This window comes from Brevibacillus reuszeri, from assembly GCF_001187725.1.
Classification (GTDB): domain Bacteria; phylum Bacillota; class Bacilli; order Brevibacillales; family Brevibacillaceae; genus Brevibacillus; species Brevibacillus reuszeri.
In genome coordinates, this window is sequence record NZ_LGIQ01000007.1 from 505,221 (window position 1) to 522,314 (window position 17,094).

Here is a 17,094-nt window from a genome sequence, read left to right on the forward strand (position 1 = left end):
TTAGGAGGAGAACAATATGAAAGAGTATATGAGTTATTCGGAAGAGGTTACGTACGCACTGGAGCATAATTTGCCGATTGTCGCATTGGAAACCACCATCATTTCTCACGGGATGCCTTATCCTCAAAATAGAGAGACTGCGACCGAGGTAGAGCAAATTATTCGCGATCACGGTGCTGTACCGGCAACGATCGGCTTTTTGGACGGAAACATCAAAGTTGGACTGAATGCAAACGAGCTGGAAGAGTTTGCAACGAACAAAGATGTGGCAAAAGTAAGTCGCAGAGATATCCCCTATATTTTGTCCTCCCGAAAAATCGGTGCGGCGACAGTAGCGGCTACCATGATCGGAGCGCAGCTCGCTGGCATTCACATGTTTGCGACTGGAGGCATTGGCGGTGTTCACCGCGAAGGCGAGATCACCTGGGATGTTTCGGCGGATTTGACAGAGCTGGCACAGACGAATGTTGCAGTCGTATGTGCGGGTTGCAAGTCGATCCTAGATATTGGTAGAACACTGGAGTATCTTGAAACATGCGGAGTACCCGTCGTTGGCTATCAAACCCAGAGCTTCCCGGCGTTTTATTCTCGTGATAGTGGGTTTGCTGTACAGACAAGTATGGAATCTCCCGAAACGGTTTCCGCAATGCTGCACACCAAGTGGCAAATGGGCCTAAAGGGAGGAGCGGTGATAGCAAATCCGATCCCTATGCTGGATGCAATCGCGTATGAGGAAATAGAAGATATCATTGTTCAAGCCATGCACGAAGCGAATAAACATGGCATCTCGGGCAAACAAGTGACACCATTCATGCTAGCGAAAGTAAAAGAGCTGACGGGAGGAAAAAGCCTGGCTGCAAATATCGCCTTAGTCAAAAACAATGCAAAGCTGGCTGCCCAAATTGCAGTAGCGCTAAAACAAAACAACAAATAAGGAACACCCAAAACACCGCCATATTCAACTGTTGGCGGTGTTTTTTTATACGACAACCTCGCTGGCATGTTTGTGGCCGAATCTTGACAGTTTTGCTTCTGTTTCTTGAACTTGGCTGGCTTTTTCACTTTGTCATTGGCTGGTGACACACCTGTTGTCCGGCTATACAGTAAGACTTGTTTGCAACAGTACCCTGGTAAAGGGGATAGGAGATGAAAACATGAGAACGTCTAAAGCAGGACGGTGTATAGCAGTTCTGTACATGTTATTGCTGATGTTCGTCGTGACCGGGTGCTCAGAAAAATATGTAGTGCTCGATCCGAAGGGACCCATTGGTGAACAACAAAAAGACCTGATGATTGTCTCGACGCTTTTATGCCTGGTCGTGATCATTCCTGTTTTGATTCTGACTGCAGTCATCGTATGGCGGTATCGTGACAGGAAGGGAAGAAAGGCAAAGTATACGCCAAACTGGGAACACAGTACTACTCTGGAGGCAATCTGGTGGGGGATTCCGATCATCATCATCATAACGATCGGGATTATTACCGTGAAGTACACGTATTCGCTGGAGCCGTCCAAGCCTTTGGAAGCAACGGCCAAGCCGATTACCATCCAGGTGACCAATCTGGATTGGAAGTGGCTGTTTCAATATCCAGAGCAAGGAATTGCCACTGTGAATTATGTTCAGTTTCCAGAGGATGTTCCAATCCGTTTCGAAATTACGTCTGACGCTCCGATGAATTCCTTCTGGATTCCACAGCTCGGTGGACAAATGTATGCCATGTCAGGGATGGCGATGGTCCTTCATTTGCAGGCAGATGAACAGGGTGAATACATGGGATCAGGCGCTAACTTTACGGGAAAAGAGTTTGCCAAAATGTACTTTAAGGCAAAAGCGACTTCTCAGGATTCCTTTGACCAGTGGGTGAAGGAAGTGAAGAGCTCTTCGCCTGAATTAACGCTGGACGGCTATAAAAAGCTGGCTGAGCAAGGGACATCAGATGTCCAAAGCTTCTCGGCATTCCCGGAAGGCTTGTTTGAAATGACAGTGACCAAGTATGCTGCCTCGCACAATCACGGTTTATCGACGCGTGAGATGAAGGAAGTCAGGGTCGATAAATAATCGATACGGCTTGGAAGCGTAAAAGGAGAGAGTAAGCGATGTGGGATCAGATAAAAGAATTCGCCTCGGAATTTTTTGTGACAGGCGATCCTTTGATTTACGGTGCGGATGTCAGCATTGTGCTTACCATGCTGGCAATCTTATTTGTGCTGACGTACTACAAGAAATGGGGATGGCTGTGGAGCGAGTGGATTACGAGCGTCGATCATAAAAAAATCGGCATCATGTACATTATCGCTTCCATCCTCATGCTGTTTCGGGGTGGAGTGGATGCCCTCTTGATGCGGGCTCAGCTCGTCATGCCCGACATGCAGTTTTTGCAAGCGGATCACTACAACCAAATTTTTACGACACACGGCGTGATCATGATCTTGTTTATGGCGATGCCACTCATGTTCGGATTGTTTAATGTCATCGTGCCATTGCAGCTCGGTGCACGCGATGTAGCGTTTCCGTTTTTGAATGCGCTGAGCTTCTGGCTCTTTTTTGCAGGCGCGATGCTGTTCAATTTGTCTTTTGTCATTGGAGGGTCCCCGGATGCCGGCTGGCTGGCTTATCCGCCATACTCGGAGAAAGCTTTTAATCCCGGCGTTGGACAGGACTTCTACGTCTGGGGAATTCAGATTTCCGGGATTGGCAGCTTGATGACCGGGATTAATTTCATTGTGACGATTTTGAAAATGCGTGCACCGGGCATGTCTTTGATGAAAATGCCGATGTTCTCGTGGTCCGTTTTATCCAGCTGCATCGCCATTATATTTGCGTTTCCAATTTTGACGGTGACTCTTGCGCTGCTGTTTATGGACCGGTTCGCAGGGACCCATTTCTTCACGCTGGATGGCGGCGGTAATCCAATGATGTACATCAATCTGATCTGGATGTGGGGTCACCCGGAGGTATACATCATCGTGCTGCCTGCATTCGGTATTTTTTCCGAAGTGGTTGCTACCTTCTCCAAGAAAAAGCTGTTTGGCTATAAATCCATGGTATTTGCGATGATCATTATCAGCGTGCTCTCTTTTCTCGTGTGGGCGCATCACTTCTTTACGATGGGCTCAGGTGCAGATGTCAATGCTTTCTTCGCCTTGACCACGATGCTGATCGCCATTCCGACAGGTGTGAAGGTATTTAACTGGCTGTTTACCATGTTCCGCGGAAAAATCACCTTTGAAACACCGATGCTGTGGACAATCGGGATTATCCCGAACTTTGTCATAGGCGGTATGACGGGCGTTCTTTTGTCGGTAGCTCCAGCTGACTTTCAGTATCACAACAGCTACTTTCTCATCGCCCACTTCCATCAAGTCATCATTGCCGGTGTTGTATTTGGCTTCTTTGCCGGCTTGTACTACTGGTGGCCAAAGGTGTTCGGCTTCAAGCTGAATGAGCGAATCGGCCGATGGGCGTTCTGGCTGTGGAATATTGGATTTTACTTGTGCTTCATGCCGCAATATGCGCTGGGTCTGATGGGCATGACCAGACGGGTATACACGTACGGCTGGGACAAAGGCTGGTTCGAAATGAACCTGGTATCTACGATTGGTGCCGTCATTATGGGAATCGCCTTCCTCGTCCAGATATGGGATATCGCACACAGCATCAAGCACATGAAACGCGATACAACAGGAGACCCGTGGAATGCACGGACATTGGAGTGGTCGATTCCTTCTCCTGCTCCGTTGTATAACTTTGCAACATTGCCGCAGGTGACCTCCCAGGATGATTGGTGGGAGAGAAAGCTGCGCAAGGAAGCGGGACAAGAAGCAAGGACAGCGGAGACTCTGGAGCCGATTCACATGCCGAAAAATTCCGGTATTCCCTTCATCATGTCTATGTTCTGGTTTTTAGCAGGATTCGGATTTGTGTTTGACTGGCTGTGGCTGATCATTCCAGGTTTGATTGGCGTTGCCGTCAGCATGATTGTTCATTCGTGCAACTATGATACCGATTACTATATTTCCGTGGAAGAAATAGAACGTACAGAAGCTGTAATAGGGAAGGTGAACAACTAATGGCGAACATCCATGCTTCCAGTCATGACCATAACGTCAGTGGACATGCCGAGCATCATGGTCATCCGGATCAGGAGGAGATGCGTACATTTGCCTTTTGGATCTACCTGATGACGGACGTTATCTTATTTGCCACCTTGTTTGCGACATATGTCGTGCTGCAAAACAACACAAACGGGGGACCGACAGCAAAAGAATTGTTCCAGATGAACGGGATTTACGCGAGCACATTCATTTTGCTGACGAGCAGCTTTACGAGCGGACTAGCCCTTCTTGCCATGCACAAAGGAAAAAAAGCTGCGCTGATCGGCTGGCTCGCGATTACGGCGCTGCTTGGAGCGACCTTCATTACGCTTGAGGTAAGTGAATTTACTCACATGGTTCACGAAGGAGCAACGATTGGCACAAGTGCATTCCTATCTGCTTTTTATACGCTGGTAGGAACGCATGGCCTGCACGTTACGTTTGGTTTGGTTTGGATGATTGTTCTCATGTTTCAAATCGCGAAGCATGGGATTACACCTGTGACAAAGCGCAAAGTGAACATCATCAGCCTGTTCTGGCATTTTCTCGATATTGTTTGGATTTTCGTCTTTACCATCGTGTATTTGATGGGGGTGAAATAAATGGGAAAGCAACACATCTCTGACATGACAAAGCATGATGGAGAATCTCATGGATCGCTGAAATCGTATGTGACCGGATTTGTATTCTCGCTTGTGCTCACGATTATTCCGATTATGGTGCTGGCGAACAATTGGCTGGAAGGCAGGGGGATTACGATTGTTTTCCTGGTGACAGCAGTGCTGCAGTTTATTGTTCAGCTATTTTACTTCATGCATCTGCGCGATGAGGAGAAGCCGCGCTACAATCTGATGTCATTGATATTGGGGATTTTTATTGTGCTATTGATCGTGATTGGTTCGATCTGGATCATGATGTACAACATGGTAGCGCTATGAGTGAGCTTTTACTGCAACGAACGGGGGGATTGCTTTGCTGCGAGATTGGATTCAACTGACAAAGCCCCGTATCTTGCAACTAAATCTGTTTGCAGCATTTGGCGGGTATTGGGTAGCGGCTAAGTGGGTGCCTGATTGGCCGCTGCTCTTGTGGACACTGCTCGGGACGGCGTTAACCATGGCTTCGTCTTGCGTACTGAACAATTTGTGGGACTGGAAGCTTGATCAAAAAATGCATCGCACAAAGGATCGACCTTTGGCAACAGGGCGACTGAAAAAGGGGGGCGTACTTTTGTACGCCTTGCTTCTCGGCGTAGCAGGCGAGTGGGTACTGTTTTGGAAAGTGAACATCCTGTGCGGCTGGCTGGGGTTGCTTGGAATGTTTGTGTACGTGGTGATATACACGATGTGGCTGAAACGGACGTCCACCTGGAGTACGTCCATTGGTGGAATTTCCGGTGCGATGCCTCCTGTGATCGGTTATTGCGCCGTTACGGGTGAGCTGGACGCAGGGGCCTGGCTGTTATTCGCACTGTTGTTCTTGTGGCAGCCGGCTCACTTCTGGTCGCTCGCGATCAGGCGTGTGGAGGAGTATCGAGCGGCTGGGTATCCACTGCTTCCTGTACGAAAAGGGATAGCGCGAACGAAGCGACAAATGATTCCGTATGTGGTTCTTCTGCTTCCTACCGTCGTTCTGATGTACACGCTTGCATACACAGGTATTTCCTTTGCAATCGTCGCTTTGCTTGCCGGGGTCATCTGGTCACTCCATACCCTGAGCGGTTTGCGAGCAAAGAATAGTGATAAATGGGCCAAAACGAATTTTCTGCTTTCCGTCAATTACTTGATGCTTGTATTTCTCGTGATGATTTTGGATACCACAGGACGTCCCTTTTGATGAGTGAAAATCGAGCAGAAAGGCTGTGTGCTTTCATGAAGGGGAATTCATTTGTTTGGCTGGTCCTGATTCTGAGTTTGGCTGTCATTTCTGCCTGCAGCAACTCGGAAAATACGAATTCAGTACAAATTGCCTCTGCACAGGCAGATGAGGTGGCTGCCTCTTTATACAAGAAGCATTGCTTATCGTGTCATGCAGCTGATTTATCTGGTTTAGTCGGCCCTAGTTTAAAACAGGTTGGGACGAAGCTTACTGAGGAACAGATCATTGCCGTCATGAACGAAGGTGCGAAGGGAATGCCGTCTTTTACGAAGATGCTGAGCAAGGAAGAAATGGAGGCAGTGGCGGGGTGGCTCTCTAAAAATGAATAGGGGGATGCTTCACAATGAAACGAATTCTATTATTGTCCATCCTTTGTCTGATGACAGTGGTGGTGGCCGCTTGCGGGAAAGACAAGCAAAATCCGTATAACATTCAGGTGCAGCCCTTTGCGTATGTCAATCAAGATGGGCAACCTCTCTCGCTGGACGATCTGAAAAACAAAGTATGGGTTGCCGACTTTATTTTCACGTATTGCACGACGGTTTGCCCAACGATGACGATGAATATGGCCAACCTGCAAAAGAAGCTGAAGGAGGCAGGTGTGGAAGCAGAGCTGGTTTCATTTTCGGTAGATCCCGAAAGAGATGATCCTGCTGCTTTGAAAAGCTATTTAACCAAGTTCGATGCCGACTTTACCAATTGGCATGCCCTTACAGGCTACACGTTTGAGGAAATCAAGACGTTTGTCCTCAAATCATTCAAGTCCACGATCAATAAGGATACAGCTACCGATCAGGTTATCCATGGAACGGCATTTTATTTGGTCGATCAATCGGGAACTGTGGTTGCCAAATACGATGGAATGACGGATAGCACGTACGACGACATCATTAATGATATCAAAATACTGGCGAAGCAATAAAAGCAAGGCGGGTTAACATGTAGACAGAAGAAATAAAACAAACGTGCATGAGCGATTGAAATTCGCATGCACGTTTGTTTTTTACGAGAGGACAGTTCGGAGCGCTTCTGCAAATTTTGCAATTCCAGGGGCGATCTCTTCTTCTTTTGTTCTCGCGAATGTAAAGCGGACATATCCCGAATCTGAGCCGTAGACACTCCCAGGTGCGATGACAACACCTCTACGAATTGCTTCCTCAAACAGTTTATTGTCGTTGACTTGCGGGATGACCTTGCACCACAAGTGCAATCCGCCTTGGGGAATGGTGAACGTAACTTGACCCGGCAGCTCCTTTTGGAGGGCATCGATCAAACTATCGCGCTTGTATTGCAGTCGCATCCGAAGCTGCTCCAAATGCGGCTGAAAATAGTCGGACGCAAGGAAATGGGCAGCGATCCGCTGGGGAACAACACTCAGTCCAAAATCCATCTGCTGCCTTGCATCTGCCAATCGCTCGACAACAGAATGAGGGGCGACCATCCAGCCGACGCGCAGCCCGGATGCTGCTATTTTGGAAAAGGAACCGATGTAGAGCACCGATCCGAGCTGGTCATAGGATTTGAGTGGCATCGGCGGGACACCGTCATAAGCAGTCAGGCTGAAAGGATCGTCCTCAACGATGGGGAGGCCCAATTCCGTGGCGATGCCCAGCAATTCCATTCGGCGTTCCTGGTCGAGGAGAGTGCCAGTCGGGTTTTGGAAATTCGGATTTACAAAGATCATCTTGATCCGATTTTTTTTATATAAAGCGCGTATATCCTCGGGCCTGATGCCTTTCTCGTCGACAGGAAGTCGGAATAAGCGAAGCCCAGCTGATTGGAACATCGGCAAGGAATAGATGTAGGAAGGATCTTCGATAGCGACGGCATCTCCAGGAGCAAGCAAGCATTGGGTAATCAAATACAAGGATTGCTGGGACCCGGATGTGATGAGAATGGAGGAGTCCGTCGTCTGGATGTTCCGGTAGCGCGACAGATAAGACACAAGCTCTTCTCGCAATGGCATATAGCCTTGCGGGTTGTCATAGCCGAGATATTCCTTAAATTTCTTTTCCTTCATGAGCGTACTGATTTCCTCATTGGGAGAGAGCTCTGAATTCAATTCCCCACTGGCAAAGTCGATAAGGGTAGGATCTTTTTGCAGCACTTCTCTAATGCGGCGCAAGTATGGCAAATTCGGGAGAAAGTGTCCTCCTTCTACGTATCTGTGCCAGTTAGGCGTATGCTTCGGCGTAGCCCCCCATTTAAATTTGCTCACCCTCGTGCCGCTTCCCGTCCGGCTTTCAATAATGCCCAGTGCGCGCAGCTCCTCGTAGGCTTGAATGACGGTACTCCGATTGACACCTAGCTGCTCAGCCAATTTTCTTTCGGAGGGCAATTGGCTTCCAGGGGGGAATTCCCCGTATGAGATCCTGCGCTCCATTTCATCAGCGATCTGATGATAAAGGGTTTGGTCACTAGAGCGATCTGGTTTCCACATGATGATCACAACCTTGATAGTTGATAAAAAGGTAGAGAAAAGAACCAACAATCTCATCATATCATTCGCTGTCCCTCGCCTTTTCAAAAAAGGATTTCAATCTGTTGAACATGGATGGGTCATTTTTGGCCAAAGTGGATGGGTCGCTCCTGAAAAACATTGCCAAGAGGGAGTAGGAGGTTGATAAAAATAAAAGCATCGGATAAAATAGGGAACATATGTTCTTGAAGGGGCGAATGAGACAATGGCAAGCAAAAAGGACGATATCTTTGGCTCGATGAGATTTGTGCTGCCGGAGCACAGGGTTTTGTATGTCGAGCATTTAGAAGACGAAAAACTGGTGCCGCTGCCGATCCTGGAAGAAGATGAAATGCAAGAGATAAACAGTATGATGCACGAGTCGATTCATTCCAATCAAGCGGTCAGGGTCAACTGGTGGAGAAGCACAAAAGGGGAGCTTGGCATCGTTGATGAGGCAAGTGGATGGGTTCAAAAAATAGACATGATCAACCAGCGCGTCAAGCTCATGAATCAGGAAGAGGTTCATTGGATTAACATGAATCAATTACTGCGCATGAGATGGATGTGAAAAAGCAGAGGGAATTGCAGGAAAACAGTAAATAAGAATAAGGACAATCATTCAGAAAATCGACAAAAATGGGTCCCTTTTGAAAAGGCAAGTGGCAAAAAACAGCGTGCCACGTTGAAACGATGTGTGTGAGGAAGAGGCGTGATTCCTGAAACGAAAACCGGTCGAAAATCACCGTTTTTCGCGTTTTATTGACTGCCACGGATTTTGCCAGAACAGGATGTTTCCCTGTATTGTTAGGATATCATTTGAAGCAGATAATTGATGGATAGGAAAAAGGAGATATTACATGTTAGCACAAGAAATGGGTGTCATGTTCACCAAGCACGCCGATCAAATTACTTCCAAGCGTTGGGGTGAATTTATTCAACAGTTGGAGGAAAAAGGCCTGTACGTTCTTATCGAGACAGACACGATCGGAAGGGTAATGAGTCCATTAGGCGGATTGATGCCAATGCCGTGTAAGAGTGAGACGCTCCATATTCTGACGACGGATGAGCTGCAGCAGCGTGGCTTGCCGCTCGGTCACCACATTGTTACGAAAATCAAAGACAAGGCCGCAACAAACTAACGTGAACAAATGAACGTAACCTTTCCACCGGAGATGAATCATTCCGGCTAGGAAAGGTTTTTTGTTGTGTACAAAACGTAAAGATCGATCAGAGTGAAGCAGAAAAGCAGCGAATTTATTGATAATGATAATCACATTCAATGCCAACGAGCAACTATAGTCATTTTGCCACGCTCTTTCGAAAAACGTATGGCATGAATCCGGGCTTGTATAGCAAAAAACAGTAAGTAGTGAAGACAAGAGACAACGTCCACGACAAGTGACGTTGTTTTTTTGCGCAAAATTCTCCCTCCAGAGGTATCACCACTCCGCCAATTGGCGGTGGCAGATACTTTGTTCTTTTATGATAAATAGAGGATGCCGTTGCTCGTGATGGCGATCCGGTAAGCAGAGCGGATGGTTTCTCAAAATGTTTGAAGCAGATTGAAAAACACAGATAGAAACAAAGACCATCGATAAATCGAGAGGAGTGAGAACGGATGGCTCAAAAAAGAGGCGTACTGCGCCTGTTGGAGATCGCTGATGAAAAGCGTGGCTTGCTTGTCGTCTCAGGAATTCTTTCGTCCCTGAGCGCGATTTGTATGCTGGTTCCTTACGCGTCCGTCTATTTCATTTTAGAGGAGCTGCTGATGCATGCCCAGACTCCTGCTACGGTTGATGGCGCCTATATGATTGAATGGGGCGTCATCGCCTTGGGCGGTTTGCTCGGAAGCCTGATTTTGATGTATGCAGGAGGATTGGTCTCGCACATTGCAGCCTTTCGCATTTTGTATGGCTTGCGGGTCAAGCTGGCTTCGCATATCGGTCGTTTGCCACTTGGCTGGCTGAATGGCACATCGACAGGGGCGGTAAAGAAGACGCTGGAACAAAATGTGGAGAAGGTAGAGACGTTTGTCGCTCATCAGTTACCTGATCTCATCCATGTCGTGGTAACCACAATTGCGATGATCGTAGTCATGTTTTATTTGAATGTGTGGTTGGCGATTGCCTGCGTCGTGCCGATTATCATTGGCTTCGTTGTTCAGATGATCACCTTTTCCGGTATGAAAACAAAGGAAAATATCAAAATGTATTACGACTCGCTGGAGCGCATGAACGGTTCAGCTGTGCAGTATGTGCGCGGGATGCCGGCGATTAAGGTTTTTGGACAGACGGTTCATTCGTTTCGCCGCTTTTATGCAGATATGACCAACTATCGGGATTATTGTGTCAGGTATACGAATGATTTTCAAAATGGCTATTTGGCATTCAAGGTGATTCTCGGTTCGTTTGCTGCATTCCTATTGCCAGTTGGCGTATTTTTGCTAAGCCGTGACCCGCAAAACGTCGCCTTTGCCTCTGTGCTGTTCTTTTTTTTAGTAATGGCACCGGGAGTTTCCGCTCCGATGTTCAAGATCATGTTTCTGACCTCAACCTTGCGCGATATTGGGGAAGGCGTAGAGAGGATGGATCGTATTTTTGCGGAAACATCGATTCCAGAGCCAGCCGTATCGCTTGCGCCCCAGACCTTTGATGTCGAATTTGACCGCGTATCATTTGCCTATGCGTCCAATGGAAATAGCGGAGGAGAAGCTCTCAGTGATGTATCGTTTCTCGCCAGACACGGTCAGGTGACAGCACTGGTAGGTCCATCTGGTGCGGGGAAATCAACAGTCGCTAACCTCATTCCACGATTTTGGGATGTAAAAGCCGGAGCGATTCGGATCGGTGGAGTGGATATACGCGACATGGCTACACGTGATCTGATGAATACCGTGGCATTTGTATTTCAGGATACCTTTCTCTTTTATGATACGGTGTACAACAACATCGCGGTTGGCCAGAAGGATGCGTCACCGGAGGCAGTTTATGCCGCGGCAAAAGCAGCGCAGTGCCATGATTTTATCCAAAAGCTTCCACAAGGCTACGATACGCTAATCGGAGAAGGCGGTGTCTATTTGTCGGGAGGCGAGGAGCAGCGAGTTGCTGTAGCCAGGGCCATTTTAAAGAACGCTCCGATTCTTGTCTTGGATGAGGCGACAGCTTTTGCTGATCCTGAAAATGAATATGAGATGCAGAAGGCATTGGGAGAGCTGATGAGAGGCAAGACGGTCATCGTGATTGCCCATCGTCTGGCAACGATACGTGATGCAGATCAAATACTGGTCATGCATGCAGGACAGCTAGCCGAAAAGGGAAGACATGATGAGCTGGTCGCAATGAACGGTGTGTATGCAAGAATGTGGCGAGCTTACACCGATGCCGAAGATTGGCAAATCGGAAAAGAGAGGGGAGGGGAGCACACGTATGAACATTCTGCACAACATTACGGCGGGTAGCCCGCGCTCATTGCTAAAGCCCGTGCTTTATACTACATTGGCTAATCTCGTCGCCATTTTGCCATTTGTTCTTTTGGCGGAGGCAGCACGCCTGATTTTTGCTACGTTTGCCGACTCTACCGCCCAGCTGGCTACGGAAAGACTGTGGTGGGTATGTGGCGGGTTGGTGCTTTCATTAGTCCTGATGTATGTGTGCGAAATCCCGGCGTACAGGGCGCAATTTGGCGGAGCGTACAGCGTGGCAGCGGAGGGTAGGGCCAAGCTGGCAGAGCATCTGCGCAAGCTTTCTCTCGGCTATCTACACAAACGTGACCCAGGCGATTTGGCGAATATGATGATGGGCGATTTTACGATGGTGGAGCATGGCATTTCGCACTTGGTTCCGCAAATGATTGGGGCGTTGATCATGCCGATCCTTGCTCTTGTCGGTCTTGCTCTTTTTGATTGGAGAATGGCTTTGGCACTGTTTGCTGCTTTTCCAATCGCGATTTTACTGGTGCTGACGACTGGGGGGATTCAAAGAAAGCTCGGTTCCAATCATATGCGCGCCAAAATTGATGCGGCTAATCGTCTACAAGAGTACTTGAACGGTATTCGGGTAATCAAAGCCTACAATTTGACTGGGGAGCGCTTCGTTCGCCTGGAGAATGCTTTCCGAGAGCTGATGAGACACAGCATCCAGATTGAAGGGTTACTCGGTCCGATCATTCTCAGTGCTATCGCACTCATCCGGTCTGGCCTTACGCTGATGGTGATTGTAGGCGTGTATTTGCTGGTCGGTGGAAGTCTGGATTTGATTACCTTTGTGGTGTTTTTGCTAGTCGGGACGCGTCTTTTCGATCCATTGACGACTGCACTGGTCAACTATGCAGAGTTTCGCTATCACGAACAGGCGGGCGAGAGAATTGTTCAACTGCTACATGAGCCAATCATGCAAGGCGAGAAAATGCCGCCCGTACAAAACGATGTCACTCTCGAACAAGTATCGTTTGGCTACCTTGATAAAAATGTTTTGAACGAGGTGAGCATGCACATGCCCGCGGGTTCTTTCACAGCATTGGTAGGTCCTTCCGGAAGCGGAAAAAGTACGGTGCTGCGCTTGATAGCCAGATTCTATGATCCGAAAGAAGGGATCGTGATGATGGGAAGCCAGTCTCTGGCGAGCATGGACCCAGAAGCGCTTCTGTCCCGTATATCTATGGTTTTTCAAGATGTGTATTTGTTTCAGGATACGATTGCAAACAACATCCGCTTTGGAAAAAGCGATGCGACACAAGCAGAGCTGGAGGAAGCGGCCAAGCTGGCCTGCTGCCATGAGTTTATCATGAAGCTGCCGAATGGCTATGACACCGTGGTGGGGGAAGGCGGCAACACGCTATCCGGTGGAGAAAAGCAGCGGATTTCTATCGCCAGGGCTATCTTGAAAAATGCACCGATCGTCCTTTTGGATGAAGCGACAGCTTCCCTCGATCCAGAAAATGAGGCTGAGATTCAAAAAGCGATTGATACTCTCATTCAGGGAAGAACCGTGATCGCCATCGCTCACCGCTTGAAAACAATCCGAAATGCGGATAACATCTACGTGCTTGAGAATGGGGGAGTAGTGGAGCAAGGTCAGCATGAGGGGCTGGTTGCACAGGGGGGATTGTACGCTCGTCTGTGGCGGCTTCAGCAAGAGACAAGTGGATGGAGGCTCACTTCCTGAATCGAGAGAATTATATAGATAGCGAAAGGCTCTTACTGTGAGTATCTGATTCATGGTAAGAGCCTGTTTGTCGTTTCTATTGCATGAGAGACACTGTTTCGTGTAATTGTACCTACCAAAGTGTTTGGAATATAATTACACTTGCGACTAATGTAAGAGGATCAAGCTTGTCCCAGACGGACTATTCGAAATGTTGACCAGTCAAGGGAGATCAGAGGGGATTAACGAAATCAAACATATAAATACAAAGGACATGGCAGAGCTTTGATAATCCATACTTGTGGTTGCACGAGCGGGTTCAATAGTCTAATACTCACTTTGAAAGAAAAGTTGCTGTGAGTTCGGCCATAAGAAAATATGCAGAGATTGATTATACCTACAAAGGAAAATGGCATCGATCTAAAATGACTGCCTGCCATCCTGCTGCCCATCACGTATCTTTTTTGGAAAGAGATATACAGATGTTAAAAGAAAATATGGATGTACGGACCATCGATACGCATTATTTGAAAAGTGAAATTCTCGCTTCAGACAGAAAAGTAACCATTATTGAAGGAATGTCCGAAAAGACGTTCCATTCGTGATATCGAAGAGAGGAATGCAGATATCCATTATTTAAAACAATCCCATGACGAACGACGTATTCAGTATGAGATTTTTATGCATCCATACAGTGAAAATTTTGATATCATCGTTAAAAGTGCAAAAGAAGCAAGTTATATTGAGAAAAATACCTTTACGTTTAGATGAGATTAGAATGTCATTGCAGCTTTTTCACCTCTATAGATGCTGCTTCCCTAATTGATCGAGCCATTCCTGGAGATGGGCTTGAACTAAAATCCTTTGCTCGATTTCCAGCATGTGACCAGCATGATCCAGAAGCGCAAATGTGCTGTGAGGGAAATGCTTCAATAGCTCAAAATGATCGCGATATCCACAAATCGCATCCTGACGTCCGAGCAAAAATAAGGCTGATTGTGGATAGATTCTCTCTTCGGCAAACGGTTCAAAGCAGAAGAAATAGCCTTTGGTACGCCAGTCTGAGGTAAGGAATTCCCGATTCGCGAGTAGACGTCCGGGTTGGACTTCTTGCAAAAATGCTTCCAGGCTCTGCTCTGTTTGCACGATCATCAAGGTTTTGAATGCTGTCCGAATATCGGCATCTAGAGAAGCGAGGAGCTGCTCATCAGACTCAAGAACAACACGTGAAGGCAGGGTACGCTCTTTTATGTGGAGGGCAGGTGCGATCAGGCTGATGCTATCTACGAGCTCGGCTCTTTTAAAAAGAATCCCTTGTGCAAGATAGCCACCGAAAGACTTGCCTATGAGTGAAAAACGTTGCCCAGGAAGCAAAGAATCGAGCGTGCGCAAGAGCATCTCAAGCAGATCATTAGATGTCTTGACCCAATCTTCCACACTGCTGTGACCATGTGCGGGAAGATCCAAATAAATGCGCCGCCAACCAGTACGCTTTTCGAAAAGAGGCTCCATCCACGCTTTCATGGAGCGGTGGTCAGTCCCTAAACCGTGAAGAATGACGAGAGGATATCCTTCTCCGCAACTCTCATAAAAAATGCTACTGCTAGAATGTCTCATATTATCACCAGGCTTCATCATATTTCCATTAAATAGTAGGGCAGAAGCAGAGGAACTACAAGTGTAACCTGTTGAGGATGAAAAAGAAGGAAAGAGGGATTGCGAAAACTAATCAGATTAGTTAATGTGTTCTTATGGAGCAAGGAATTAAGTTGCAGATGAAAAAGCCATGAGGAAGGGGGAGCTTTATGCCAAGAATGGGCTTGGATTTTACAACGGTAGTTAGTGCAGCCGCTGTATTGGCAGATGAAAAGGGGATGGACGGAATTTCACTGGGCGAATTGGCTCAGCGGCTCAATGTCCGTACCCCCTCTCTCTATAATCATGTGGATAGCCTGGAGGCTTTGAAGCAGAGCATTGCGATCTATGGATTGAATCGGTTGTATGAGAAGCTCCAGGTGTCGGCAGATGGGCTTTTGGGAGATGCTGCCGTTTATGTCATGAGTGATGCCTACGTTTCTTTTGCACGGAATCATCCGGGTTTGTACGATGCGACATTTCGCGCACCGGTCACAAGCGATCCTGAGCTTCATCAAGCACAGCAGCAGGTTGTTGAGCTGGTTGCCCAAACCTTGCAAGTGTATGATCTGCAGGGGGACCACGCGCTGCATACGATTCGTGGATTTCGCAGTATTCTGCACGGATTTGCATCGATTGAAAGCAGTGGTGGATTTGGTTTACCGCTAGATTTAGATGTTTCATTCAGAATGCTTGTGGATACATTTTTGGCTGGAATACATGCTCGGGTAAGGGAGTAAAGAAGGACCGATACAAAATACTGGTGCGCAATCGTCTTTTTGTAGTCAAAAACTAATTAAATTAGTTTTTGGAAGGAAACAGTCTATTACACGGGAGGATTCTTCATGTCGAAACACCTATCCCTACGCTGGCTAGGCTCAGTAGCAGCCATGGTTACCGGATTTTTACTCGCTGGCGGACATCTTCTGGAAGAAACAACGAACGATGAGACATGGATTATGCTGGCAAAAAACATGATTTTCATTGCGCATTTGGCAATGGCTTTCGCTTTTATTGCCATTTATGATTCCCATTCAAACAAGAACGTCTGGGGAGTGGCTGGCATGCTGATGGCGACTGCTGGCACCATATTTGTAACAGCGATTGTTTTCGTAGAAACAGCAAGTATCACGATGCCAGATGCCACTGCGCTACTTGGTGGAAGTGGCGTGAGCTGGATTACAGGAACAGGTCCACTGCTTTTTGTGCTCGGAATCGTTATGGTCGGGGCAGAGCTGATTGTCCGTGGAGAAAAGGCACGAGCTGGAGGGGTTCTGCTTGTGATGGGAACGATTTTGTTCGCTTCCGCAGAATTTATTGGGGCTTTTGCGCCTGTGTCGATACTAACCGGTTCTGCATTGACCGGAGCAGGGTTCATCTGGTTGGGGATACACATCAATAAAACTGAAGAGCAACAAGTGAGTGAATCCACGATTTAAAAATACAAAAGCCCTCCGATCAAAGAGGACTTTTGTCAGTCGAGCGTTGCCATTATTTTATGACAATTTGGACACGTGTCCCATCGGGGTAGCTTTCGAGCTGCTTGGCTACCCATGAGCCAGCTCCACGATTATCGGAAGGAGAGATGTAGGCAATATCCGCACCTGTTCCTCCTTCTTTGCACATCGCCATTGGCCATTCATCACGGTCCAGCCCGGGCTTGGTCGGGATACCACGAAGAGAAGCATCCCGGTGCTTGGAGGCATTTTTGCGGTCGATGGTACAGACAGCAGATTGTCCCTTTTCGATGGCTGTCTGAATATGCTTTGCCGTTTCAGGATAACGATCGCTTGGAAACTCAAGTACAAAATCGGCATCAGTGGTCACGACCGGAGTCGTAGAATCCTGCTGCTCAAGAATCCAAGAACCGAAGCCAATCAAAA

17 protein-coding genes and 1 pseudogene are annotated in these 17,094 nt (G+C 47.5%); 15 read left to right on the forward strand and 3 right to left on the reverse strand.

Annotated features, from left to right (window positions below):
• Positions 1–16 precede the first annotated feature (16 nt).
• The 8 genes from ADS79_RS12135 (at position 17) to ADS79_RS12170 (ending at position 6,896) form a co-directional block, all read left to right on the forward strand.
• Positions 17–934, forward strand: a complete 918-nt coding sequence (locus ADS79_RS12135) for a pseudouridine-5'-phosphate glycosidase (RefSeq protein ID WP_049738656.1) — start codon at positions 17–19, stop codon at positions 932–934.
• A 220-nt stretch (positions 935–1,154) separates the two neighbouring features.
• A complete protein-coding gene (cyoA, locus tag ADS79_RS12140) occupies positions 1,155–2,060 on the forward strand; it encodes a ubiquinol oxidase subunit II (protein ID WP_049738657.1) in 906 nt (301 codons plus the stop codon).
• Between the two features lie 38 nt (positions 2,061–2,098).
• On the forward strand, positions 2,099–4,072 hold the full coding sequence (locus ADS79_RS12145) for a cbb3-type cytochrome c oxidase subunit I (protein ID WP_049738658.1): 1,974 nt from the start codon (positions 2,099–2,101) through the stop codon (positions 4,070–4,072).
• Positions 4,072–4,698, forward strand: a complete 627-nt coding sequence (gene cyoC / locus ADS79_RS12150; RefSeq protein WP_049738659.1) for a cytochrome o ubiquinol oxidase subunit III — start codon at positions 4,072–4,074, stop codon at positions 4,696–4,698. The genes ADS79_RS12145 and cyoC overlap by 1 nt, the downstream gene beginning before the upstream one ends.
• Entirely contained in the window at positions 4,699–5,034 is a 336-nt protein-coding gene (gene cyoD, locus ADS79_RS12155; protein WP_049738660.1) for a cytochrome o ubiquinol oxidase subunit IV, read from the forward strand. It abuts the gene before it with no gap.
• Between the two features lie 34 nt (positions 5,035–5,068).
• On the forward strand, positions 5,069–5,932 hold the full coding sequence (gene cyoE, locus ADS79_RS12160; protein WP_049738661.1) for a heme o synthase: 864 nt from the start codon (positions 5,069–5,071) through the stop codon (positions 5,930–5,932).
• The gene (locus ADS79_RS12165; protein WP_236699959.1) at positions 5,932–6,303 is read left to right on the forward strand and encodes a c-type cytochrome; all 372 of its coding nucleotides are present in this window, start codon (positions 5,932–5,934) and stop codon (positions 6,301–6,303) included. Before cyoE ends, ADS79_RS12165 begins: the two co-directional genes overlap by 1 nt.
• Before the next feature lie 14 nt (positions 6,304–6,317).
• Positions 6,318–6,896 carry an SCO family protein gene (locus tag ADS79_RS12170; protein WP_049738662.1) on the forward strand — a complete coding sequence of 193 codons (579 nt, stop codon included), beginning with the start codon at positions 6,318–6,320 and terminating at the stop codon, positions 6,894–6,896.
• Positions 6,897–6,977: 81 nt separating this feature from the next.
• Here ADS79_RS12170 and pdxR read toward each other — a convergent pair whose 3' ends face one another.
• Positions 6,978–8,414: a MocR-like pyridoxine biosynthesis transcription factor PdxR gene (pdxR, locus tag ADS79_RS12175; protein WP_049738663.1), complete on the reverse strand. Its 1,437-nt coding sequence runs from the start codon at positions 8,412–8,414 to the stop codon at positions 6,978–6,980.
• A gap of 244 nt (positions 8,415–8,658) precedes the next feature.
• Here pdxR and ADS79_RS12185 point away from each other — a divergent pair, with 244 nt between their 5' ends.
• The 5 genes and pseudogenes from ADS79_RS12185 to ADS79_RS34340 form a co-directional block, all read left to right on the forward strand.
• Complete coding sequence (locus tag ADS79_RS12185; RefSeq protein WP_049738665.1) at positions 8,659–9,003, forward strand: YolD-like family protein; 345 nt, start codon at positions 8,659–8,661, stop codon at positions 9,001–9,003.
• 289 nt (positions 9,004–9,292) lie between these two features.
• The gene (locus ADS79_RS12190; RefSeq protein WP_049738666.1) at positions 9,293–9,574 is read left to right on the forward strand and encodes a hypothetical protein; all 282 of its coding nucleotides are present in this window, start codon (positions 9,293–9,295) and stop codon (positions 9,572–9,574) included.
• A gap of 479 nt (positions 9,575–10,053) precedes the next feature.
• Positions 10,054–11,892, forward strand: coding sequence for an ABC transporter ATP-binding protein (locus ADS79_RS12195; protein WP_049738667.1), 1,839 nt, complete (start codon positions 10,054–10,056; stop codon positions 11,890–11,892).
• Entirely contained in the window at positions 11,861–13,597 is a 1,737-nt protein-coding gene (locus tag ADS79_RS12200; RefSeq protein ID WP_049738668.1) for an ABC transporter ATP-binding protein, read from the forward strand. The genes ADS79_RS12195 and ADS79_RS12200 overlap by 32 nt, the downstream gene beginning before the upstream one ends.
• 335 nt (positions 13,598–13,932) lie before the next feature.
• Positions 13,933–14,347 (forward strand): annotated as a pseudogene (locus ADS79_RS34340) (phosphoribulokinase); the annotation flags it as partial.
• Between the two features lie 30 nt (positions 14,348–14,377).
• Here ADS79_RS34340 and ADS79_RS12205 read toward each other — a convergent pair.
• Positions 14,378–15,214 carry an alpha/beta fold hydrolase gene (locus ADS79_RS12205; protein ID WP_338059963.1) on the reverse strand — a complete coding sequence of 279 codons (837 nt, stop codon included), beginning with the start codon at positions 15,212–15,214 and terminating at the stop codon, positions 14,378–14,380.
• A gap of 167 nt (positions 15,215–15,381) precedes the next feature.
• On the opposite strand from ADS79_RS12205, the gene ADS79_RS12210 reads away from it, so the two are divergent.
• A complete protein-coding gene (locus tag ADS79_RS12210) occupies positions 15,382–15,951 on the forward strand; it encodes a TetR/AcrR family transcriptional regulator (protein WP_049738669.1) in 570 nt (189 codons plus the stop codon).
• 105 nt (positions 15,952–16,056) lie between these two features.
• Positions 16,057–16,650 carry a hypothetical protein gene (locus ADS79_RS12215; protein ID WP_049738670.1) on the forward strand — a complete coding sequence of 198 codons (594 nt, stop codon included), beginning with the start codon at positions 16,057–16,059 and terminating at the stop codon, positions 16,648–16,650.
• 52 nt (positions 16,651–16,702) lie between these two features.
• Here ADS79_RS12215 and ADS79_RS12220 read toward each other — a convergent pair whose 3' ends face one another.
• On the reverse strand, positions 16,703–17,071 hold the full coding sequence (locus tag ADS79_RS12220; RefSeq protein WP_236699982.1) for a NucA/NucB deoxyribonuclease domain-containing protein: 369 nt from the start codon (positions 17,069–17,071) through the stop codon (positions 16,703–16,705).
• Between the last annotated feature and the right edge of the window lie 23 nt (positions 17,072–17,094).